Genomic DNA, 22,496 nt, shown 5'->3' with positions numbered 1-22,496 from the left:
TTTGAAGTTTAGTTGCCAATAGTGATTTCCCTTTCTACAAATCCACCTCTGGTTGATAATAGCTTCAACTTCGCTTTTACTGGCTCCTTTTGTTTTAAAATAATTTTAAAACTTTCCTTTTTCACTTCTCCAGCATTTGTATAGCCTGTATATATTGTTTTGTCATACAGTTGCGGCTGGGTAATTTGCACCTTTGCATTCTCAAATCCCTTTGTCAATTCCTTGTCAAACTCAAGTATCAACCTATCTTCTTGAACAATTTTAACTCTTTTTGCTTGCTCCAAAGCAACTGGAAGACCTCCTGTGTTCGACCACTTTACAGATATTTCGTATTCATTTGAGCCAATTTCTTCTACATTGACTTCTAGGATTTCTATTTGTGGCAACTCTTTGGCCATAGCAAGGTTAAACAAAGACTGCTTCTTGATCCATCTTTCCAATTGCCATGGTGGCCCATTTTGGGAAAAGAATTTAGGATGAAATCCACCAATCTCTACTTCTCCCAATTGAGGATGCTCAAATTTTTCCCATTTTTTGAATCCATTGGAATTATTTTCCTCATCATCCCACATCAGAGCATCATAATCGTCATACACTCCATCACCATCATAATCTTTCATAGCGCCATTATTCCACAACTCATCGCCATACCACATTGCTCCGTAATAGAAATATCCAAAATCAGGACCATGCCCAAACAATGGACTCGGCTTCAAAGGATCTCCAGTAAGCCTATTTGTCTTATATCTTGTACTATAAGTTTCATAAACATCTCCAGCCCAAGGATATCCTGTAATTTCGATTCCCATCTGGTCAAATTTCTTATAAAGTTCCAAATCCGAAGGAAACATACTTTCTTCACTTGATGATGTTGAAGGTGGTCTTAGATGCATCGGAACTCTTGTATCCAAGGAATTTACTACTGAGATATTTGGGTGAGACAAGAGCCAAAGGACTGTAGATCGTGTTTCTATTTCGCTCAAAGGATATTCTCCTGCACCCCATTGGGTATAACCCCTACCTGTCATGTCACCTCCAGAATCAGGGCGCCAATTTTCAGGATAATTTCTATGCAAATCCAATCCGCCAATTCCATCTTCATTATATTTGCCATCCCCATCATTATCAATCCCTTCGGAATACATCAACCATTCACCTTGACCTTCAAAAACTCTCTTCATCAGCCTCCCACTTGGATCTCTTGGATCAAGGGTATAATTGGCCTTTTCCTTTTCTTCTTCAGTCACTGCTTTTTTTCGCATGCTATGGATTATGCCGTCACCATTGAGATCCTCTTCTGGATCCTCGTCCATCAAGCCATCTCTGTCCACATCATAAGGTCGAACAGTACTTCTATTTCTCTGCTCTGTATAGAGATACATTGTAGAACCATCAGGATTATTCTGAGGCCTTACATAGATTGTTTTTGTATCAATCAAGGCTGTAATCTCAGGATCTTTTCCGTAGTTTTCCAACAAATGCTTTGTCAACCAAAGAACTGATTCGCTACTTGTCACTTCACCACCATGCCTTCCTCCTTCAAAATACGCAGCCGGCTTATCTGTGTGTTTACCGGTTTTTTTATTGGTAATTGTCATTTGGAGGATTGGCCTCCCTTCATATGATGTAGCCACTTCATAAAGCTCCGTTATATCAGGATATTGCTCCGCCCAATACATATACCAGTGGTACATGACTTTGGGAGTGTGGTAAATATCAAATTCCAAAGTCTCTCCCGGTTCATACTGAACTTCAGGGAATTTAAATTTCTTAAAAAATGATTGGCCATGCCTTTCACCTGAGACCACATAATTCTTCATCTTTTCGTCATCCTCAGGCCATACCTTTGGAGGTTTCAAAGATTTATCATTCAATTGTGCAAATGAAAGGCTTAAACTCAAAGAAAGAAAGATTGGTAGAAGTAAAATCTGCTTCATAATTAGGATAGATTTGTTTGAGTTAAAGTTAAGGGCCTATCCTATTCATTCCTAACCACTCAAAAAAAATTCCCTACCAATTAATTGGTAGGGAATGATAATTAAACACTCTAATTTAATTTAATTATCTTCTTATAATCAATTCAAAATCTGTGGCTTCATAACTTGAATAGCCTGGTACTGGTAGACATTTAGGCAGTTTACGTAGCACATGCGCCATCCTTTCTTCCAAACCTTTATCTACCTCTGTAATAAATTCGTACCCTACAAGTTTTCCACGATTATCAACATTCAAAACTACTCTTATCTCTTCAAATTGTGCACTTTCTTTTGTTCTAAACAAAAATGGCGTAAAACTTTCGACCAAATCCATAGTGTAATCTGGCCAAACCCATTCTGATCCAAAGTCAGAAAAATCATTAGAACTTTCATCAATAACTTTACTTAACAAAACGTCTGCTGAAGAGCTGTGAAAGGAATTGACTGACTTCTCTTTGTTCTTCTTACCTTCATTATCGACCTTACTTTCACTGATATCACGACCATAAGAAGTCATAATCATCCCGAAGGATACGGAAAATAAAAATAAAGTTGTAAAATATCTTTTCATTGGGGACATTCGAATATATGTTGTAAAAATACATTTAAATTATTTTCAAACCTATATTTATGTATTTTAAATTTTGATGTAAAAAATAAAAAAGTCTTGCCAGTAGCAAGACCCTTTTCAGAATATAAACCCAAATATAACTTTAGAGATTAAAAGTTTTTCTAATTTAAAATACTGAATTACAAAGATTATCTTTGATTATTCAATTTTTTATTTGACATCATTTGATAAACACCAAATAAAATTTACTCTTAATTCTTAGATGCCAAAATAAATGTATTTTCTCCAATTTTACAAATTGAAAAATTTATTTTGCATTTTTTTAAGTATTTCATAATTTGACGACTGATTTATTAACATACCTCTAATTTAACCTCAAAATAATGGACAAAATTTTAGATATTGACAATGTGGATTTGAAGATCATTTCGCTTTTGAATGATGATGCAAAGACACCTTACACGGAAATAGCAAAAAAAGTATTCGTTTCTTCCGGTACAGTACATGTTAGAATGCGTAAACTCGAAGATATGGGGATCGTCAAAAGTGCAACCTTGAACATAGACTTTTCAAAATTAGGATATGATATTTCAGCATTTTTGGGAATCTATCTAGAAAAAAGCTCATTATACGATACCGTAATCGAAAATCTAAAGCAAATCTCTGAAGTAATCAATGCATATTACACAACAGGAAACTACAGCATTTTCGCAAAGATAATATGCAAAGACACTAATCACCTTAGAACAGTATTGGACAATATCCAAAAAGTAGAGGGCATAGATAGAACAGAGACTTTGATCGTATTAGAAGAAAGTATTAACAGGCCTATTCAGTTTTTTGACAAGACGGGAAAAATCTAAAATTATTCAAAAATAAATTAGATTAAATCTAAATAAAATAAATTTATAATAATTTAAATATTATTTATAATTTTAAAAGCAAGGCTAGATATTAGATATCTAGCCTCTTTTTATTTTCAATATAATCATTGTCAACATCTTACGATAAATTTTTTCTATCAATTATAGATTTTTGGTATCTGTATGAACAATATATTTTAGATTAATGTTGTATCTTCGCATCACAAACTATAATTAGTCTAAATAACTCACACACATGAGCAAAGACAATCAAATTTTAGAAGAACTTACTTCAAAGGATTACGAACATGGCTGGTCAGTCGACATGGAAGTCGATGAGGCCCCTACTGGTCTTAATGAAAATATTATTAGATGGATTTCGGCCAAAAAAGAAGAACCTCAATGGTTGCTGGACTGGAGGCTTAAAGCTTTCAAAACTTGGCTGGACATGAAAGAGCCTGAATGGGCTAATGTAACTTATCCAAAAATAGACCTACAAGGCCTTAAGTACTACTCTGCACCTAAAAAATCAAACAAACCAAAAAGTTTGGATGAAATAGATCCTGAACTTTTGCAGATCTATGAAAGGTTGGGGATTTCTTTGAATGAACAAAAGAAGTTGCAAGGAATTGCAGTAGATGCAGTTTTGGATTCAGTTTCTGTCGGAACTACTTTTAAAGAAACGCTATCCAAAATGGGAATTGTTTTTTGTTCTTTCAGCGAAGCAGTAAAAGAACATCCCGAATTGGTGAAAAAATATTTGGGATCAGTGGTCCCTATGACTGATAATTATTATGCAGCATTGAATTCTGCTGTATTTTCAGATGGGTCTTTCTGTTACATTCCGGCTGGTGTAAGGTGCCCAATGGAACTTTCTACTTATTTCAGAATCAATGCAGCCAATACCGGCCAATTTGAAAGAACGCTGATAGTAGCAGAAGAAGGTTCTTATGTCTCTTACTTGGAAGGCTGTACTGCTCCCCAAAGAGACGAAAACCAACTTCATGCTGCAGTTGTGGAAATTTACGCAGCCAAAAACTCAGAAGTTAAATATTCTACCGTTCAAAACTGGTTTCCTGGAGACAAAAATGGCAAGGGTGGTATCTATAATTTTGTTACCAAAAGAGGTATTTGTGCCGGTGATTTTTCAAAAATCTCTTGGACTCAAGTAGAAACAGGTTCAGCTGTCACTTGGAAATACCCTTCTTGTATTTTGAAAGGAGACAATTCTATTGGAGAATTTTATTCAGTAGCAGTCACCAACAATTATCAGCAAGCTGATACTGGGACCAAAATGATCCACATTGGTAAAAACACCAAATCCAGGATCGTATCCAAAGGAATCTCAGCAGGTAAGTCTCAAAATTCCTACAGAGGACAGGTTCAAGTTATGAAAAGAGCGACCAATGCGCGAAATTTCTCTCAGTGTGACTCTCTGCTAATGGGTGATAGATGTGGTGCGCATACCTTCCCATATATTGATATTCAAAATTCTTCCGCAAAAGTTGAACATGAAGCGACAACCTCGAAAATCGGTGAAGATCAGCTATTCTATTGTAACCAAAGAGGTATTGCAACTGAAGATGCTGTAGCCTTGATTGTCAATGGATATGCAAAAGAAGTATTGAATCAATTACCTATGGAATTTGCAGTAGAAGCACAAAAACTGCTCGCACTTACCCTAGAAGGATCTGTAGGATAAGCTTTAGGATTGATAGAATTGAATTAGAAAAATTGAAGATTACGAAATGTTAAAGATAAAGAATTTACACGCCTCAATAGAAGGCACTCCAATATTAAAAGGTATCAACCTTGAAGTTAAGCCAGGAGAAGTCCATGCGATAATGGGACCTAATGGTTCAGGAAAATCGACTTTGGCCTCTGTATTGGCTGGAAGAGAAGAATATGAAGTCACTGAAGGTGAAGTTTCTTTCAAAGGAAAAGACCTTTTAGAACTTTCTCCTGAAGACAGAGCTAGAGAAGGTGTGTTTTTGGCTTTCCAATATCCTGTGGAAATCCCAGGTGTGAGCTCTACCAATTTCTTGAGGACAGCTGTCAACCAAGTTCGAGAATACCGAGGACTAGAAGCACTTGATGCTGTGAAATTCCTCTCTATCATGAAAGAGAAAATGAAACTTGTTGAGATCGATCAAAAACTTTTGAGCAGATCATTGAATGAGGGATTTTCTGGTGGAGAAAAGAAAAGAAACGAGATTTTTCAAATGGCCATGCTTGAGCCAACCCTATCCATTTTGGATGAAACTGACTCAGGATTGGATATTGATGCATTGAGAATTGTATCAAATGGTGTAAACCAATTGAAGTCTTCCGAAAATGCTACAATCGTAGTCACTCACTATCAAAGATTGCTAGATTATATCGTACCGGATTTTGTCCATGTTCTATACAATGGAAAAATTGTAAAATCAGGCACAAAAGAACTTGCCTTGGAATTGGAAGAAAAAGGATACGACTGGATCAAAGAAGAAGCTGACGCTGCTTCTGTTTAATTCCACTCATTTCTTAAAGAATCCCATACAATGACTACAATTACTAAAAATAAAGCTATAGACCTCTTTCTGGAAAATAATCCCAATTTCTCAACTTTTGAAAACTTGAGAAAGAGTGGATTGGAATTTTTGGAAATGAAGGGACTTCCCCACTTAAAAGAGGAAGAGTATAAGTTTACTCAAATCAGTAAAAAAATTGAGCAAAATGTCTCTTCATTCAAAAGTGCAATAAAGACTGAACTTACAGCAGAAAATGTAAAATCAAATCTATTTGAAGGTTTTGATGGTGATGTTGTTGTATTCAACAATGGTCATTTTGATGCAGAATTATCATCTATTTCTGCCCAAAACTATTCTTTTTTAAAGTTGTCAGAAACACAGCCTGACTTATTGGGGCAAATAGCCAAAAATGAAAAAGACCCATTTGCAGCACTCAATAGTTTGACATTCGAAGACGGAGTTCATATTTCTGTAGAAAAAGGAAAAAAAGTAGAAAAACCGATTTTCCTGATTCATTTCAACAAAGCAAATGAAGGGCAAATAATCAATTCAAGAATCTTGATTGAAATTGCTGAAAATGCAGAGGTGACATTTATTGAAAACACTGTTTCTTTGGACGAAGAAGTTTATTTCTCCAATGCAGTCGTAGAAGTCAAGGTCAATCAAAATGCCCATGGCTATTATTACAGATTGCAGAACGAAAACAGAAAAGCAATTAGTGCAAACAACTTCGCAACTGATATCCACAGAGATGCAACTTTCACTTCTGTCGCTACACAGCTTCAAGGTGATATGCTAAGAAACAATCTCACACTAAATCTCCTTGATAGTGGTTGTGTAGGAAATATGTATGGACTCTATTTGTTGAATGGAAAAACACATGTTGACAACCATACCAATGTAGATCATACCAAGCCACATTGTGATTCCAATGAACTTTATAAAGGTATCCTTGCGGATTCATCCCGAGGAGTATTCAATGGAAAAATATTCGTGAGACAAGATGCTCAAAAGACAAATGCATTTCAGCAAAACAATAATATTCTAATGTCTGAGGATGCCATTGTCAACACAAAACCACAGTTGGAAATTTGGGCTGATGATGTCAAATGTTCACATGGCTGTACAACGGGGCAGTTGGATGAAGAGGCATTGTTTTATCTTCAAGCTAGAGGAATAGGTAAAGAACATGCTAAAGGCTTGTTGCTTTATGCATTCGCAGGTGAAGTTTTCGAACATATCGCTTATGAACCTTTCAAAGAATATTGCATCCAACTAGTACAAGAAAGATTGGGAAGCAGTTTTTAAAATCTATTATGCCATTAAATATTGATCATATAAGAGGGCTTTTCCCAGTACTTCACCAAGAAGTAAATGGAAAACCTTTGATTTATTTTGACAATGCAGCGACGACCCAAAAACCTTTGGCAGTCATAGAGGCATTGTCAGATTATTATAAAAAAGACAATTCCAACATCCATAGGGGAGCGCATACTTTAGCTGATAGGGCGACGAGATATTATGAAGCTACGCGAGGATTGATCAAAACTTTCATCAATTCAAAAGAGGAAGCTGAGATCATTTTCACCAAAGGCACTACTGAAGGAATCAATTTGGTAGCAGCTACATTTGGAAGGAAATTTATCAATGAAGGTGACGAAATCATTATTTCCACCCTAGAGCACCACTCCAATATAGTCCCATGGCAAATGCTGTGTGAAGAAAAGGGTGCTATCTTAAAGATAATTCCTATCAATGAGGCTGGAGAATTGGATATGGAAGCTTTTGATGGGCTTTTGTCTCCAAGAACAAAGCTTGTGAGTGTTGTCCATGTTTCCAATGCGCTGGGCACAATCAATCCGGTTGAGGAAATTATTTCGAAAGCGCACAAAGTTGGAGCAAAAGTTTTGCTGGATGGTGCCCAATCGACTAGTCATCTTGAGATTGATGTTCAGGCCTTAGATTGCGATTTTCTAGTTTTCTCAGCACACAAACTCTATGGACCTACAGGCTTGGGAGTTCTATATGGCAAAAGAGAAATACTTGACGCAATGCCACCTTATCAAGGTGGTGGAGAAATGATCAAGGAAGTTACATTTGAAAAAACAACTTTCAACGAATTACCTTTCAAATTCGAAGCTGGCACACCAAATATTGGGGATGTGATTGCATTTGGTAGGGCTTTGGAGTTCATCAATGATCTTGGCAAAAAAGAAATCAAAGCACACGAAGATGACCTCCTCTCCTACGCTACAGAACAATTACAGGCTATCAAAGGATTTGTCCCAGTGGGAACGGCCAAAGATAAAGTCAGCGTAATTTCTTTCAATATCAACGGCATGCATCCATTTGATGTGGGAATGATGCTTGATGCAAATGGGATAGCTGTCAGAACTGGTCATCATTGCACTCAGCCTTTGATGCAAAGATTTGGGATTGAAGGAACTGTTAGGGCTTCATTCTCTGTTTACAATACCAAATCAGAAATTGACACGCTTGTGGCTTCTGTTTCAAAAATTGCAAAAATCAAGAACAAATGACCATCCAAGATATACAGAACGAAATCATAGAAGAGTTTAGCATACTAGGTGATGACAGGGAATCCACCATTTTCTATATTATGGAATTGGGTGATAAATTACCTGAAATGCCCGAAGCAGATAAAACAGACGAGCATATCATCAAAGGCTGTCAATCAAAGGTGTGGCTTACTGCTTTCGAAAAGGAAAATAAACTACACTATTTGGCAGACTCAAATACTGACATTACAAAGGGTTTGATCAGTCTTTTGATTCGTGTATTGTCTGGAAAGACCCCACAAGAAATTATCAATGCAGAATTGAATTTTATTGATAAAATCGGAATGGGAAATATCATCGGTTCCCAAAGATCAAATGGGCTTGCAGCGATGATTAAGCAAATGAAATTATACGCTATAGCTTATCAAGCTAAAATTAACGCATAAAAATATGTCTGATACCAACAATAATATGGTAGAGATTCCATCTCAGGAGTTGAAAGAAAAAGTTATCACAGCCATCAAACAAGTCTATGATCCAGAAATTCCTGTGGACGTTTACGAACTAGGATTGATCTATGAAATCAGCATTTATCCTGTCAACAATGTGTTTGTGTTGATGACGCTTACGTCTCCAAATTGTCCATCTGCGGAATTTATTCCTAGTGAGATCAAAGACAAAATACAACAGATTCAAGGCATCAACCATGTGGAATTGGAGTTGACATTTGATCCTCCTTATTCTCAAGACATGATGTCTGATGCTGCAAAGCTTGAATTAGGTTTTCTTTAAAAATTTAAATAAAAAATATATGTATCCAGAGGATTTAATTGCACCGATGCGTGCAGAATTAACTGATGTTGGTTTTCAGGAATTCAGAACCGACGAAGATGTGGTAAGTCACCTTAAAGATCACAAAGGAACTACTTTTGTGGTAGTAAATTCAGTTTGTGGTTGTGCTGCAGGTGCTGCGAGACCAGGTGTAAGGTATGCCTTGGACAAAAGCTCTGCCAAACCGACTTCATTGGCTACAGTATTTGCGGGCAATGATGTATCTGCAGTATCAAAATTCAGAGAGATAGTATTACCATACCCTCCATCTTCTCCAGCAATGGCTCTTTTCAAGGATGGTGAATTGGTACATTTTATCGAAAGACACCATATTGAAGGCCGCAATGCTCAAATGATCGGTGATCATTTAGTTGAAGTATTTGAGCACTTCTGTAAATAATATTTGCCCTTCGGGGCATTTTTTTTTGCTAAAAAAATATAGCAAATTTACCAATTGAAAACAGTATATTATTTCGAAACCGATAGCTATTGTTTTTATCTTGAGTTACAAAACTGTTTATTTGCAGAAAATATTCAAAAAAAAACGCATTGTTCAGTATTTATTTAATGGCAAAGTTATTACGCATATATGACCGCTAATATGAATAATCATGTAAATAACACTCGTTTTTACTAACTTAAGCCACTCAAATCAGTTAATACTTAAATAGAAATCAATAAACTAATAAATATAATCAACCTATGTCCGAAACAGCTAAGTTATCATATGGAGGAAAAGAGTACGAACTTCCAGTAATTGAAGGTACAGAAAACGAAAAGGCTATTGATATTGCAAAATTGAGAGGCCAAACTGGTCTTATTACAATAGACCCGGGATTCAAAAATACAGGATCCACGTCAAGTGCAATCACTTATTTGGATGGTGAAAATGGTATTCTTAAATATAGAGGATATGGAATCGAAGAGCTTGCAGAAAAATCATCATTTTTGGAAGTTGCCTATTTACTAATTTACGGTGACCTTCCTAGTCAAAAAGAGTACGAAAAATTCACAAGAGAAATTACTACACATACTTTGGTGCACGAGGATATCAAGAAAATTCTTGATGGTTTTCCTTCTCGCTCCCATCCTATGGGTGTATTATCTTCGTTGATTTGTTCATTGACTGCTTTTTATCCAGAATCACTGGATCCTACCAGAAATGAAGAAGCTGTCAATCTTAGCATCATCAGATTGTTGGCAAAAATCCCAACTTTTGCTGCTTGGGCATTCAAAAACAAAGTGGGACATCCAGTAAATTATCCAGACAATAGCTTGGATTATTGTTCCAACTTCCTGAAGATGATGTTTGCACTTCCTGCTGAAGGATATGATGCTGACCCAGTAGTAGCGAAAGCTTTGGATCAATTGTTAATCCTACATGCCGATCACGAACAAAACTGTTCTACCTCTACGGTAAGAATGGTAGGATCATCACAAGCAAGTATATATGCTTCAATTTCTGCAGGTATTAATGCTCTTTGGGGACCACTTCATGGTGGTGCAAACCAAGCTGTGATTGAAATGCTAGAAGAGATCAAAGCTGATGGTGGTGACACTAAAAAATTCATCGACAAGGCTAAAGATAAAAACGATCCATTCAGATTGATGGGCTTTGGACATAGAGTTTACAAAAACTTCGATCCACGTGCCAAAATCATCAAAAAAGCTGCTGATGATGTCCTTGCCAAATTAGGGGTGAACGATCCAATCTTAGACATTGCCAAAGAACTAGAAGAAGCGGCTTTGAGTGACCAATACTTCATTGATAGAAATCTATATCCAAACGTAGACTTCTATTCCGGAATTATTTACAGAGCGTTGGGAATTCCTACAGATATGTTTACAGTGATGTTTGCTATAGGAAGACTACCAGGCTGGATCGCACAATGGAAAGAAATGAGAGAAAACAACGAGCCAATCGGAAGACCTCGTCAAGTATATACAGGAGCGACTGAAAGAGAGTATGTTTCAATGAACAAAAGAGGCTAAAAAACTCATTTGTCAATTTTAAAAAAGTCCCAAGGCAAAATTGTCTTGGGACTTTTTTTTACCCCAAGGCCTGTGTCCTGGCTGACCTTCTTTTACCACCACTTACAAAAGTTATTTATCATAATACCCCGCATATGTCTTATGGAGTCACAAGACATGATAGGAAAAGCTATCCTTTCTGTTAACAATTGACTTTTAATAATTGATTTTTTTCCTTTAGATTTTAAAAAACCTTTAACTTTTCTATATTTGGAAACTCGCACCCAACCAATGAGTTTACCTATGAACGCAAATACATTAGAAGAAGCAGCAGCATTGACAAAAAAATTCACAAGCAAACCTTCCAATGAAGAATTGCTGAAAATATACGCTTTATACAAGCAAGCTACCATTGGAGACAACAAAGAAGAGAGGCCTGGAGGTTTTGACTTTGTAGCTGCTGCAAAATACAATGCTTGGTTAAAGGAATTAGGTAAAGAAAAAGGAGAAGCTTCAGAAGAATATATTTCTTATGTAAATGGACTATCTTCAAAATATATGTAGGATATTTCTAGAAATAAAAGAATGAAAACGCAGAAGTAATTCGAATTTCGCAAAACATTTTACATTAAATATTACTTTTACTTAAACAATATTCTAAATTCTTTAGAGTTACTATTGCATTTCCAAATAATTAAATCTACCTTTGCAACCGAATTAAAATTATAACATTTTTCTAACCGTGGGTTTCCTTACTGTCGCTTACTTTGGGATGCTTCTAGGAAATCATGGTTCAGAAGAGTAAGGAAACATTTCATGGAACAAGAATTAACATTCTCAGACCTTGGGATTTCAGCAGAAATCCTAAAGGCAGTAGAGGATATGGGTTACACCCAACCATCTACTATTCAATCACAATCTATACCTCTTTTGCTTGATGGCAGAGATGTCATCGGACAAGCTCAAACCGGAACTGGTAAGACTGCGTCTTTTGGTATTCCGATCATAGATCAAGTAGATCCAACGATCAACAAGCCACAAGCTTTGATCCTTTGTCCTACAAGAGAACTTGCAGTACAGGTAGAAGGCGAGATCGTCAAACTATCTAAGTACAAAAGAGGAATCAGCAGCACATGTATCTATGGCGGTGAGTCTATTGACAGACAAATCAAAAGCCTTAAGAGAGGTGTTCAGATTGTAGTAGGAACCCCTGGTCGTATAATGGACCACATGCAAAGAAGAACTCTTAACCTAAGTCAAGTTAGTATCATCGTATTGGATGAAGCTGATGAGATGTTGGATATGGGTTTCAGAGATGATATCGAGACGATTTTGAGCTCAATGCCAGAAGAAAGACAAACTGTATTCTTCTCAGCAACGATGCCTAAGCCAATTCTTGACTTAACTAGAAAATACCAAACCAATCCTGAGATTGTAAAAGTATTGAGAAAAGAATTGACTGTAGAAAATATCTCTCAAGCTTATTATGAAGTAAGACCAAGCTTAAGAATTGAATTGATGGCCAGATTAATGGACATCAACCAATTCAAACTAAGTGTGGTATTCTGTAATACAAAAAGAGCTACAGATGAAGTAACAGAAGCGTTGATTTCGAAAGGAATAATGGCAGAAGCACTTCATGGTGACCTTTCACAAGCACAAAGGACCAAAGTAATGAATAAGTTCAGAAAAGGAACTTGCTCAGTATTGGTAGCTACAGATGTAGCCGCTAGAGGTATAGATGTGGATGATGTGGAAGCAGTATTCAATTATGATTTGCCACTTGACGAAGAAAACTACGTTCACAGAATCGGTAGAACAGGTAGAGCTGGTAAATCAGGTATGGCTTTGAGTTTTGTAACTGGAAGAAAAGATACTTATAGATTGAGAGATCTTGAGAAATTTATCAAGACTACAATCCATAAAATGGATCCCCCTTCTGTAACTGACTTGGTGGAGTTGAAAAAAGCTTCATTGGTGAAGGATGTAAATGCTTCTATCAACAAAGTAGAAGACAATCAACTTTTCGAAGAAACTATCGGAATGATGCTTGCTGAAGGTTTGACAATAGAACAAGTTGCACTTGGTCTAATCAAAATGCAGATGGGCGAAACTGTCAAGGAAATGGAAGATCAAAACTTCGGCCTAGATTTAGGTGGAGGAAGAGATAGAGACCGTGGTGACAGAGGTTCTAGAAGAGGTGAAAGAGACTTTGGAGGAAGAGGAAGAAGCGAAAGAGGAGACAGATTCTCTGGTAGAGACCGTTCTGAAAGAGGTGGTGATAGATTTGATCGTTCTGAAAGAGCACCAAGAAGAGAGAGAACTTCTTCAAGAGAAAAAGGTGTAAGAGAGCCAGGAATGGCACGTCTTTTCATCAATGTTGGAGCAAAAGACAGAATCCGTCCAAATGATATCGTTGGAGCTATCGCTGGTGAAACTGGCGTACCAGGAAAAAGCATTGGTGGAATCGATATTTTTGACAACTTCTCTTTTGTAGATGTACCTCAAAAAGATGCTGATCACGTGATCAGCGTTATGAGAGACAATACCATCAAAGGTAAAATTGTAAACATTGAGATTTCTAAAGGTTAATCAATAACCTAAAAGCAATATAAGCGTACCCTTTCACGAGGGTACGCTTTTTTCATTTTTAGGCAATGCCTATTTGCGTAGAATTAAGTATTTAAAATATTTCTATTAAAAAAACACTTTAAATTTTACGCAACACATTTAATCTTATCAAAAGCATTACTTAATTTAGCTCAAAGAAAACACGAAACGAATGCAGCTATTTTTCCACGAACACACTAACGAAGATCATTTCGACCTTGAACCAGAAGAATCAAAACACCTTATCAAAGTACTGAGAAAAACGCAAGGAGACCGTGTTCATTTCACTAATGGAAAAGGGAGTTTGCTTCACTGTGTAATCACAGAAGCCAATCCAAAAAAAGCAAAACTCAGAATCGAAGAAAGGGAGTTTACACCTGAGGATGATTATTATATTCACTTAGCCATTTCTCCTACCAAAAATTCTGATAGAATGGAATGGATGGTAGAAAAACTGACCGAAATAGGTGTACATGAAATCACCTTTATGGAGTCCGAATTTTCTGAAAGAAGCCACCTCAAGCTTGATCGCTTAGAGAAAAAAATCATTTCAGCCTGTAAGCAAAGTCTCAAGACAAGAATTCCGAAATTAAATCCAGTCCGTCCAATGACTGAATTGGTCCAAGATAAAAACTTTGACACCTATCAGAGGTTTGTTGCTTATGTGGATAAGGAAAATGACAGACATTTATTTGACAAAACAAAAGTTGATAATGCATACTTGGTCTTGATTGGGCCTGAAGGGGATTTTTCAAAACAAGAATTACAATTAGCATTTGACAATCATTTCTTACCTTGCTCTCTTGGAAAAAGTCGGTTAAGGTCCGAAACTGCAGCCGTCGCCGCAATACATACTTTACAACTGAAAAATAATTTAAAAGAGTTCTAAATTCAAGCTAGCTAAAATTCAAGCAGGTCTATTGCTTCATTCAAAAATGACAAAAATGTCTTACACAGGAACAATATTAAACCTTTTACGATGCAAGCTTTCCTTTAAAAACAAATAAAAAAATGAAAAAAACAATTCTAAACTTATTCGCCCTAGCACTACTTGCCTCTTGTCAAACCGCAGTAAATGAAGAAAAAAGCACAGCAGTAGGTTCTGAAGGCTGGTTAGCAGGAACCTCAGAAGAGAAATTCGAAGAAGTAGCACATCAATTAGGTGGATTCAGCAAGGCAATGGTAGAAGTGTCATATAGATACTCTGAATTGTATTGGGCAGGTATGGATGAAAACTGGGGTTATGCTGAGCATCAGGTGGAGCACATGATAGAAGCCATAGAGGATGGTCTAAAAAGAAGACCTGTAAGAGCAGAATCAGCAGAAAGCTTTATGAAAGAATCTCTTCCAGCAATGGAAGAATTGATCAAAAAAGAAAACAAAGAAGAATTCATCAAAGGGTTCAGAGCACTGACATCAGCATGTAATGCTTGTCATGCTAAAGAAGGAGAGTCATATATCATGATCCGAGAACCAGAGATCAGAACCTCACCTGTTAGATTTTAAGCTTAATTTTCAAATTAATTTCGATGATTAAAGATTATATGGTTTTGCCTACAGAAGAAAACGATACTGCGAAAAAGAAGGGCTTAACCTTGATTTTAACTACAGACGAGGACGACGACAGACCTGTCTTTATCTCAGGCAATTTCAATAATTGGTTGACTCAGGACAACAATTTCCAAATGAAGAAATTGGAGGAGGGAAAATATAGCTATGTTTTCCCTCCCGATTTTGAGATCTCTTTCCCCTTAGAGTACAAATTCACAAAAGGTGATTGGTCGGAAGTGGAAATTGATAGGTATGGAAACAAAACCCTGAACAGGATTATTCCCGAATTCAAGGAACATCATGAAGCACATGTGCCAAGATGGAGGAAAAACTGGCTGCCATTTCAACCAGAGCATCTTCCAAAGATTCACTTGATTTCTGAGGAATTTGAAATTCCCCAATTAAACAAAACAAGAAAAATCTGGGCTCTTTTGCCACACGATTACGACATTTCAGAAGAATGCTACCCAGTCCTATATCTTCAAGATGCACAAAATCTTTTCAATGAAAATGCAGCTTATGGCAATTGGCAAATAGATAAAAAACTTGCTGTAATGTCATATTATGGTATAGGTAAGCTGATCGTCATCGCTATAGAACATGCAGAAAAAGATCGTGTAATCGAATACAACGTAGGAAACACACTCCTTGGCAAAGGGCAAGGAAAAAAATACATTAGGTTTGTAACTGATACATTAAAGCCATTTGTAGATAAAAATTTCAGAACCAAACCACAACGGGAATTCACTGGAATCGGAGGAAGTTCAATGGGTGGTTTAGTAAGTATTTTTAGTGGATTGATGTATCCTGAAGTCTATGGTAAATTAATGATCTTCTCCCCTTCCCTTTGGGTTTTGCCAAAGATCAAGTTTTCATTTTTGGACATGTACGAGCCTATGGATACGAAAATCTACCTTTATGCAGGTGGTGACGAAAGCGAAACCATGATCAAGCATGTCAAAAAATTCAAAAAGAAGCTTCTCAAACAAGAAGCCAACAAAGAAAAAATGAAAATAAACTTGTCTATCAACGAAAAAGGCAAGCATAATGAAAGCTTCTGGAGTGATGAGTTTCCAAAAGCTATGGAATGGTTATTCTTCAAAGACCAAGAAGAAAAATCTTTATAAATGCTAATCCGATAGCATTGACTAGAGCCTTATTGAGCAATGAAAGCATCAAATAGGCTGTCTAATCTGCCTTTTTACGAGAAAATCAATTACTATTTAGACAAAAAAAAGATGAAAATCAATATTTTAAAGTCATCAGTTTCACTTGCGGGAATCATACTTTGCCCATTTTTAGAAAATGAAGATGGCATTGTTGTTCCTACGGAATTGTTAAATTCCAAGGTCTCCAAAAATCTTTTCTCTGGAAAAAAAGATAGTCAATTCGTTCTTGAAGATCCAAACAGTGACAAGGTCATCATTTTGATAGGTTTGGGAAAAAATCCCAATTTCAAATCCATTCAAACAGCTTTTAGAAGAGTTACATTCAAACAAGCTGATTTGATCTCAACAGATCTAAACATTTATTTTTCTCAGGAATTGAATGAAAACCATGTTCAGGCTGCAATCAGTGGTTTGTATCTGGGGACATATAGATTGGGTCATTTCAAAAATTCCGAAAAACAATCTAAAGACTGGGAAAAAGTATCTTTAGGCATTTACACAACAATAGCAAATGCAGAAGAACTAGCCATATCATCAAAGAAAATTGCAAAGGCACAGTTAGAGAGTATGAAAATGGTGGATCTTCCACCAAACACGGCTACTCCAGAATACTTGGCAAACTGGACAAAGGAAGCTGGAAAGAAATATGGATTTTCGGTAAATGTATTGGATAGAAAAGCAGCCAAAGAGATAGGATTGGAAGCGTTTTTGGCAGTCAGTCAAGGAAGTGATGTGCAGAGAGCGCCACAGTTTATCATTGCAGAATACAGAAGCTCGGATGCCAAAAAGCATATTGGACTGGTAGGTAAAGGGGTTACTTTTGATACCGGTGGACTAAATATAAAAACAGCAGGAATGGTTCATATGAAATGTGATATGGGTGGAGCTGCTGCTGTTTTAGGTTCATTGCAGGCAATTGCTGATTTGAAATTATCTGTAAATGTCACAGCAATCATCCCATGTGTGGAAAATGCTGTCGATAATCTTTCATTCTTGCCTTCGGATGTCATCGGAAGCTATAGTGGTAAAACAATAGAAGTCATCGATACAGATGCAGAAGGAAGGTTGATCTTGGCTGATGGTCTCTCCTACTTGATCAAAAACTACAAAATTGATACAGTATTAGATTTTGCAACATTAACGGGTAGTGCGGTTGGTACCTTTGGTTATGATTGTGCAGCATTATTTACAAATGACAAGGCACTTTCGGAAGCACTTCAGGAAAGTGGAGAAGCCGTAGGAGAAAAAATGTGGCCTCTTCCACTTTGGGACAGTTACAAATCCGAAATGGACAGTGAAATAGCTGATATAAAAAATTATAATGGAAAACCACTTGCTGGAGCGATAACAGCAGCAAAATTTTTGGAGGCATTTACTGAAGACCATTCATCTTGGGCACATGTTGATATTGCAGGGACTGCATTTGGTGATTCAGAATTTGCAAAAACTAAACACGGAACTGCATATGGTGTCCATTTAATTATTAAATTGTTGCAAAACTTATAAGCTATGAATACAGCATCAAAAACTTTTATTTGCGTATCCAACTTTTTCAAAGGGGGAGATTTCATGTCTCAATTAAACAAATTGGGAAACAAAGTATATCTGATCACATCAGAAAAACTAAAAGATAAACCTTGGCCTCACGAACATCTAGAAGAGATTTTCTATATGTCCGGTCAAGATTTAGATTGGAATCTAGAACATTTACTTCTAGGTGTAGCGGATTTGATGAAATCCAACAAAATAGAATCCATCATTGCTTTGGATGATTATGATGTTGAGAAAGCTACTTTTCTCCGTGAAAACCTAAGAATCCCCGGAATGGGACAAACCACAGGCAGGTATTTTAGGGACAAGCTTGCCATGCGCATGCGCGCCAAAGCTGCCGGGGTGTTAGTTCCTGAATTTTCAGCGCTTTTCAATGATGAAGAAATCAACCACTTTGCAGACAATGTAGCAGCTCCTTGGGTATTGAAGCCTCGATCTGAAGCTTCAGCAAATGGTATCATCAAGGTCCATGACAAAGAGAACCTTTGGAAGCATATCCATGAGTTGGGAGAAAACAGGATCAGATATCTTGTGGAACAATTCAAACCAGGAGATGTCTATCATGCAGATGGCTTGAATTTAGGTGGAAAAGCGATTTCATGTACTGTCTCAAAATACCTTGCAACACCAATGGAAATCTCACAAGGTGGCGGGATTTTTAGAAGTGCCAATGTACCATACGGCTCAGATGATGACAAAGCAATCCAAAAAGCCAATACTGAGGTTATGAAAGCCTTTGGGATGAAAGATGGAGCTACACATACAGAATTTATAAAGAACCGTGAGGATGGAGAAATTTATTTCCTGGAAACCTCTAGCCGTGTGGGTGGAGCACACCTCGCAGAGATGGTGGAAGCAGCGACAGGAATCAACTTATGGGGAGAATGGGCAAAAATAGAAGATTCAATCGCCAAAGGCTACACTTACAAACTTCCTAAGAAAAGAAAAGAATATGCAGGGATTGTCTTGACACTTTCAAAATTTGAAAAGCCTGATCTTTCAAGCTTTGACGATGAAGAAGTCTGCTTTAGAGTTCCTTTGGATTATCACGCAGGAATGATCGTTAGATCCAAAAAACATGCGAGAGTAAGAGAATTGCTTGACGAGTATGCTGAAAGATTAACATCAGATTTTTCGACTACAGCTGATCCAGAAAAGCTCACAAAACTACATTAAAGGGCGAAAACAAAATTTTTCGCCCATTTCTTATAACTACTCTGAAGAAATAATCAAAACCTCTTGAATTTTTACTACTTCGTTAATTTCAAATCCTTGTTTCTTAAGGTCTGAAAGAATACTATCAAGTTTTTCAATATTTGAAAGCTCAATGGCTATTCTTTCAGGTTTTTCAATCAAAAGTTTATTTGAAAACATATTTTATTCTCAAATTGAACAAACAACACTACGATTTCTATAGATATAGTAAAGGCTATTTTAAATATTTCTAACTTTATAAAACATTGATAAAGATTTACTGATATATAAAATGACATCTAATAAAAAAATTGCTATCATCGGTTGTGGAAACTTGGGAACATCGATTGCCAATGGACTTTTAGAACAACCAGATTTTTCGGCCCAAAATCTCCATATCACCAAAAGAAATCCAGCCAACCTACTTTACCTTCAAGATAAAGGAGTTCGTGTACATAGCGACAACATGATCGCTACAAAAGAATCTGATATTATAATTTTGGGTGTGAAGCCTTATAATGTGACTTCAATTTTAAAAGAGATCAAGCCTATGCTTGACAAAAATAGGCACACTATTATCTCTTTGGCAACTGGAATTACACTGGATGAAATGTATGCAGTAGTAGATCGTGAAATGGTCGTTTACAGAGCTATGCCAAATATAGCAGCAGACATCAATGAATCGATCACGTGTATATGTGGCAGAAACAATGACTTAATTACTGATGATTTGGTAAAAAACCTATTCAATAGCATTGGATTTTCCATAACAATAGATGAAACACTGATGGAAGCGGCAACCGTTCTCGGTGCATGCGGTATCGCATATGTTTTGAGGTTCATGCGAGCGATGATTCAGGGAGGCATTCAGATTGGGTTTGACGCAAAGACAGCTTCCCAGATTGTAAACCAAACTGTCAAAGGGGCTGCAGAGTTGATGATCCAAAAAAACATGCATCCAGAGGAAGCCATTGATAAAGTAACAACCCCTAAAGGCTGTACCATCGTTGGGCTTAATGAAATGGAACATCAAGGCTTCTCTTCTGCCATGGTAAGAGGTGTTTTGGCATCATATCAGAAAATCGCTAAGGATTAATGATCCCTATTCAAGAAATACTTTGATCGCATCAAAAGCCTGTTCAATATGTTCAGGAGGAATCCCATGGCCTCCTGAATAATATACTGTCAATACCTCTACATTACTTCCCTCTAATGCTGATTGAAATTTTTCCGCCTGAGAAAAAGGAACCAAAGTATCATCCCTACCATGAAGCAAAAGAAATTTGGGGGAATTTGTGCTTATAAAATTGATTGGGGAAACTTCATGATAAGCTTCGGGCTTTTCTTGTGGGCTGCCACCTAAAAATGCGTTTAGGACTTGTCTAGACTCATTATCTCCATCTGAATACAAAGATCCCAATTCATACGGTCCAGCAATACTAATACAACCTTTAATTCGGGATGAATTGTTTTTGACTGTATATAAAGCTGCCAAATGACCACCTGCACTACCCCCTAGAAGATATGTTTCCATCCCATTTACTTGAAATGAATTTGCTTGGGCGAAGATATAGCTCATTGCGGATTCTATGTCCTCTTCAGCTGCGGGGTATCTATTTTCTTCGGTGGTAGCCAACCTATAGTTCAAGTTAAAAATAGCCACATTAGGAAATTGCTCTTTTAATTCCGAAGAGTTTTCTGGATTTATAATTTCATCAAAATCACTTTTATCACCACCAATCCAACCTCCACCATGAATCAATACCAAGACTTTGGTAACTGAAGGGTTTCTTCCAGATGGCAAAAACACATCCATTACATTCCTTTCATGGTTGCCATAGCGCACATCTTTCAAAATAACATCCTCGTCAACTGGATACAATATTGGTTCCTCTTTTTCACTACATGAGAATATCAACAAAAAAGCTGAAAGGACTGTCAAACAAGATAAATTAAACTTTTTCATAATTGAATGATATTTAATTGATTATATCATTATTCAAAATTGATGCCTCTTTTGAAAATTAAAAACAATCGCTAAACATCAATCATTGATTCTCCAAAAAAGCAAAAGGAATTAGTATAAACAGAAAAAGTACAAAGTTCCGGAATCCATGAAACATCGCAGCATACTAAAATCCATACTTGATTCTAATGTATTCCAACATTAAACCATCGGTAATAAGATTCACAATCCTTAAATCATTCTCCTTCTTAAAAGTAAATTGATTTTACTAAATTTCAGTCTTGATTCATTAAATTGCCGAAGCCATAAATAATTAACCTTATGAAATTTTTGAAATTAACTGTTCTTATTTGCTTGATCAATATCAATCTACTTCAAGCCAAAACTGATACGATCGAAGTTTTTAGCAAGGCTATGAACAAATCCCTTAAAGCCTCTGTGGTAAAACCTAGCGGAATCGAAGGGCTAGATCAAGAATTCCCTTCGGTATATGTACTCCATGGTGCGTGGGGAGGATATCTGGATTGGCATAAAAATGCTACAAAACCCAATTTGCTTCAAGAGCTTGCGGATTTATACCAAATGATATTAATTACTCCTGGAGTGGCTCCCTTTTCATATTACTACGATAGCCCCTTGATGGATTCTGTCCAGTATGAAACATACATCAGTAAAGAATTGATCCCGTATGTGGATGCGAATTTCCCGACCATCAAAGACAAAAATGCTAGAGCAATCACTGGTCTTTCTATGGGTGGACATGGTGCAATGATGATCGCAGCAAAGCATCCTGAACTATTCTCTGCAGCAGGATCTATGAGTGGTGTAATGAATATAGATGTACGTACTTGGATAGGAAATGAAGATACTCAGGAACAACGAAGAAAAAGCCAACAAGAAATGCTTGGAGAGATTGAATATGATTTTCCTTTCAGTCCCTACACTGCTGTTGGACTAGTAAATCAAATGAAGCAAAATAATATTGCGCTCCTAATAGACTGTGGAATAGATGATTTTCTAATCGAAACCAACAGGCAACTTCATCAACTGCTACTCGAAAATGATACTCCCCACGAATATACAGAGCGTCCAGGTGCGCATACATGGGAGTACTGGACGGATGCGCTACCATTTCATATCCTGTTCATCAATCAGGTTTTTGAGAAAAATAAGACCCAATTAAATTAGCCTATTATCATTCATTGCAAAAAGAT

At 36.7% G+C, this 22,496-nt stretch carries 22 protein-coding genes; 18 read left to right on the top strand and 4 right to left on the bottom strand.

Going from position 1 to position 22,496, the window contains the following annotated elements; genetic code table 11:
• Window positions 1-8: 8 nt before the first annotated feature.
• The gene (locus MM213_RS03855) at window positions 9-1,937 is read right to left on the bottom strand and encodes a M14 family metallopeptidase (RefSeq protein WP_241410185.1); all 1,929 of its coding nucleotides are present in this window, start codon (window positions 1,935-1,937) and stop codon (window positions 9-11) included.
• Between the two features lie 124 nt (window positions 1,938-2,061).
• Window positions 2,062-2,499 carry a hypothetical protein gene (locus MM213_RS03850; RefSeq protein ID WP_241410184.1) on the bottom strand — a complete coding sequence of 146 codons (438 nt, stop codon included), beginning with the start codon at window positions 2,497-2,499 and terminating at the stop codon, window positions 2,062-2,064.
• A gap of 431 nt (window positions 2,500-2,930) precedes the next feature.
• Here MM213_RS03850 and MM213_RS03845 point away from each other — a divergent pair, with 431 nt between their 5' ends.
• The 16 genes from MM213_RS03845 to MM213_RS03770 all read left to right on the top strand — a co-directional run bounded on the left by MM213_RS03845 (window position 2,931) and on the right by MM213_RS03770 (window position 19,298).
• The gene (locus MM213_RS03845; protein ID WP_241273661.1) at window positions 2,931-3,410 is read left to right on the top strand and encodes an Lrp/AsnC ligand binding domain-containing protein; all 480 of its coding nucleotides are present in this window, start codon (window positions 2,931-2,933) and stop codon (window positions 3,408-3,410) included.
• A gap of 256 nt (window positions 3,411-3,666) precedes the next feature.
• On the top strand, window positions 3,667-5,112 hold the full coding sequence (gene sufB, locus MM213_RS03840) for a Fe-S cluster assembly protein SufB (RefSeq protein ID WP_241410183.1): 1,446 nt from the start codon (window positions 3,667-3,669) through the stop codon (window positions 5,110-5,112).
• A gap of 46 nt (window positions 5,113-5,158) precedes the next feature.
• Window positions 5,159-5,920 carry a Fe-S cluster assembly ATPase SufC gene (gene sufC / locus MM213_RS03835; RefSeq protein ID WP_241410182.1) on the top strand — a complete coding sequence of 254 codons (762 nt, stop codon included), beginning with the start codon at window positions 5,159-5,161 and terminating at the stop codon, window positions 5,918-5,920.
• A 30-nt stretch (window positions 5,921-5,950) separates the two neighbouring features.
• Window positions 5,951-7,228: a Fe-S cluster assembly protein SufD gene (gene sufD / locus MM213_RS03830; RefSeq protein ID WP_241410181.1), complete on the top strand. Its 1,278-nt coding sequence runs from the start codon at window positions 5,951-5,953 to the stop codon at window positions 7,226-7,228.
• Window positions 7,229-7,236: 8 nt separating this feature from the next.
• On the top strand, window positions 7,237-8,460 hold the full coding sequence (locus MM213_RS03825) for a cysteine desulfurase (RefSeq protein ID WP_241410180.1): 1,224 nt from the start codon (window positions 7,237-7,239) through the stop codon (window positions 8,458-8,460).
• Window positions 8,457-8,885: a SufE family protein gene (locus MM213_RS03820; RefSeq protein WP_241410179.1), complete on the top strand. Its 429-nt coding sequence runs from the start codon at window positions 8,457-8,459 to the stop codon at window positions 8,883-8,885. Before MM213_RS03825 ends, MM213_RS03820 begins: the two co-directional genes overlap by 4 nt.
• Window positions 8,886-8,889: 4 nt before the next feature.
• Entirely contained in the window at window positions 8,890-9,231 is a 342-nt protein-coding gene (locus tag MM213_RS03815; RefSeq protein ID WP_241273667.1) for a DUF59 domain-containing protein, read from the top strand.
• 19 nt (window positions 9,232-9,250) lie between these two features.
• Window positions 9,251-9,670, top strand: a complete 420-nt coding sequence (locus MM213_RS03810; protein ID WP_241273668.1) for a BrxA/BrxB family bacilliredoxin — start codon at window positions 9,251-9,253, stop codon at window positions 9,668-9,670.
• 302 nt (window positions 9,671-9,972) lie between these two features.
• Window positions 9,973-11,262, top strand: a complete 1,290-nt coding sequence (locus MM213_RS03805) for a citrate synthase (protein ID WP_241273669.1) — start codon at window positions 9,973-9,975, stop codon at window positions 11,260-11,262.
• A 282-nt stretch (window positions 11,263-11,544) separates the two neighbouring features.
• Entirely contained in the window at window positions 11,545-11,805 is a 261-nt protein-coding gene (locus MM213_RS03800) for an acyl-CoA-binding protein (protein WP_241410178.1), read from the top strand.
• Window positions 11,806-12,057: 252 nt separating this feature from the next.
• Entirely contained in the window at window positions 12,058-13,833 is a 1,776-nt protein-coding gene (locus tag MM213_RS03795; RefSeq protein ID WP_241410177.1) for a DEAD/DEAH box helicase, read from the top strand.
• A 190-nt stretch (window positions 13,834-14,023) separates the two neighbouring features.
• A complete protein-coding gene (locus MM213_RS03790; RefSeq protein ID WP_241410176.1) occupies window positions 14,024-14,740 on the top strand; it encodes a 16S rRNA (uracil(1498)-N(3))-methyltransferase in 717 nt (238 codons plus the stop codon).
• Window positions 14,741-14,862: 122 nt separating this feature from the next.
• Complete coding sequence (locus tag MM213_RS03785) at window positions 14,863-15,357, top strand: hypothetical protein (RefSeq protein ID WP_241410175.1); 495 nt, start codon at window positions 14,863-14,865, stop codon at window positions 15,355-15,357.
• A 23-nt stretch (window positions 15,358-15,380) separates the two neighbouring features.
• On the top strand, window positions 15,381-16,529 hold the full coding sequence (locus tag MM213_RS03780; RefSeq protein WP_241410174.1) for an alpha/beta hydrolase: 1,149 nt from the start codon (window positions 15,381-15,383) through the stop codon (window positions 16,527-16,529).
• A 111-nt stretch (window positions 16,530-16,640) separates the two neighbouring features.
• Entirely contained in the window at window positions 16,641-18,077 is a 1,437-nt protein-coding gene (locus tag MM213_RS03775) for a leucyl aminopeptidase family protein (RefSeq protein ID WP_241410173.1), read from the top strand.
• Between the two features lie 3 nt (window positions 18,078-18,080).
• Complete coding sequence (locus MM213_RS03770; RefSeq protein WP_241410172.1) at window positions 18,081-19,298, top strand: ATP-grasp domain-containing protein; 1,218 nt, start codon at window positions 18,081-18,083, stop codon at window positions 19,296-19,298.
• A gap of 36 nt (window positions 19,299-19,334) precedes the next feature.
• Here MM213_RS03770 and MM213_RS03765 read toward each other — a convergent pair whose 3' ends face one another.
• The gene (locus MM213_RS03765; RefSeq protein WP_241410171.1) at window positions 19,335-19,496 is read right to left on the bottom strand and encodes a hypothetical protein; all 162 of its coding nucleotides are present in this window, start codon (window positions 19,494-19,496) and stop codon (window positions 19,335-19,337) included.
• Window positions 19,497-19,608: 112 nt separating this feature from the next.
• On the opposite strand from MM213_RS03765, the gene proC reads away from it, so the two are divergent.
• On the top strand, window positions 19,609-20,412 hold the full coding sequence (gene proC / locus MM213_RS03760) for a pyrroline-5-carboxylate reductase (protein ID WP_241410170.1): 804 nt from the start codon (window positions 19,609-19,611) through the stop codon (window positions 20,410-20,412).
• Between the two features lie 6 nt (window positions 20,413-20,418).
• On the opposite strand, the gene MM213_RS03755 is transcribed toward proC, so the two are convergent.
• On the bottom strand, window positions 20,419-21,282 hold the full coding sequence (locus MM213_RS03755) for an alpha/beta hydrolase (protein ID WP_241410169.1): 864 nt from the start codon (window positions 21,280-21,282) through the stop codon (window positions 20,419-20,421).
• Between the two features lie 321 nt (window positions 21,283-21,603).
• Between MM213_RS03755 and MM213_RS03750 the strand changes: the two genes are divergently transcribed.
• Window positions 21,604-22,470 (top strand): alpha/beta hydrolase, encoded by an 867-nt coding sequence (locus MM213_RS03750; protein ID WP_241410168.1) that lies wholly within the window; start codon window positions 21,604-21,606, stop codon window positions 22,468-22,470.
• The last annotated feature ends 26 nt before the right edge of the window (window positions 22,471-22,496 follow it).

Origin of the sequence: Belliella alkalica (genome assembly GCF_022549785.1) — a bacterium.
Classification (GTDB): Bacteria; Bacteroidota; Bacteroidia; order Cytophagales; family Cyclobacteriaceae; genus Belliella; species Belliella alkalica.
This window is presented reverse-complemented; position numbering and strand designations above follow the sequence as displayed.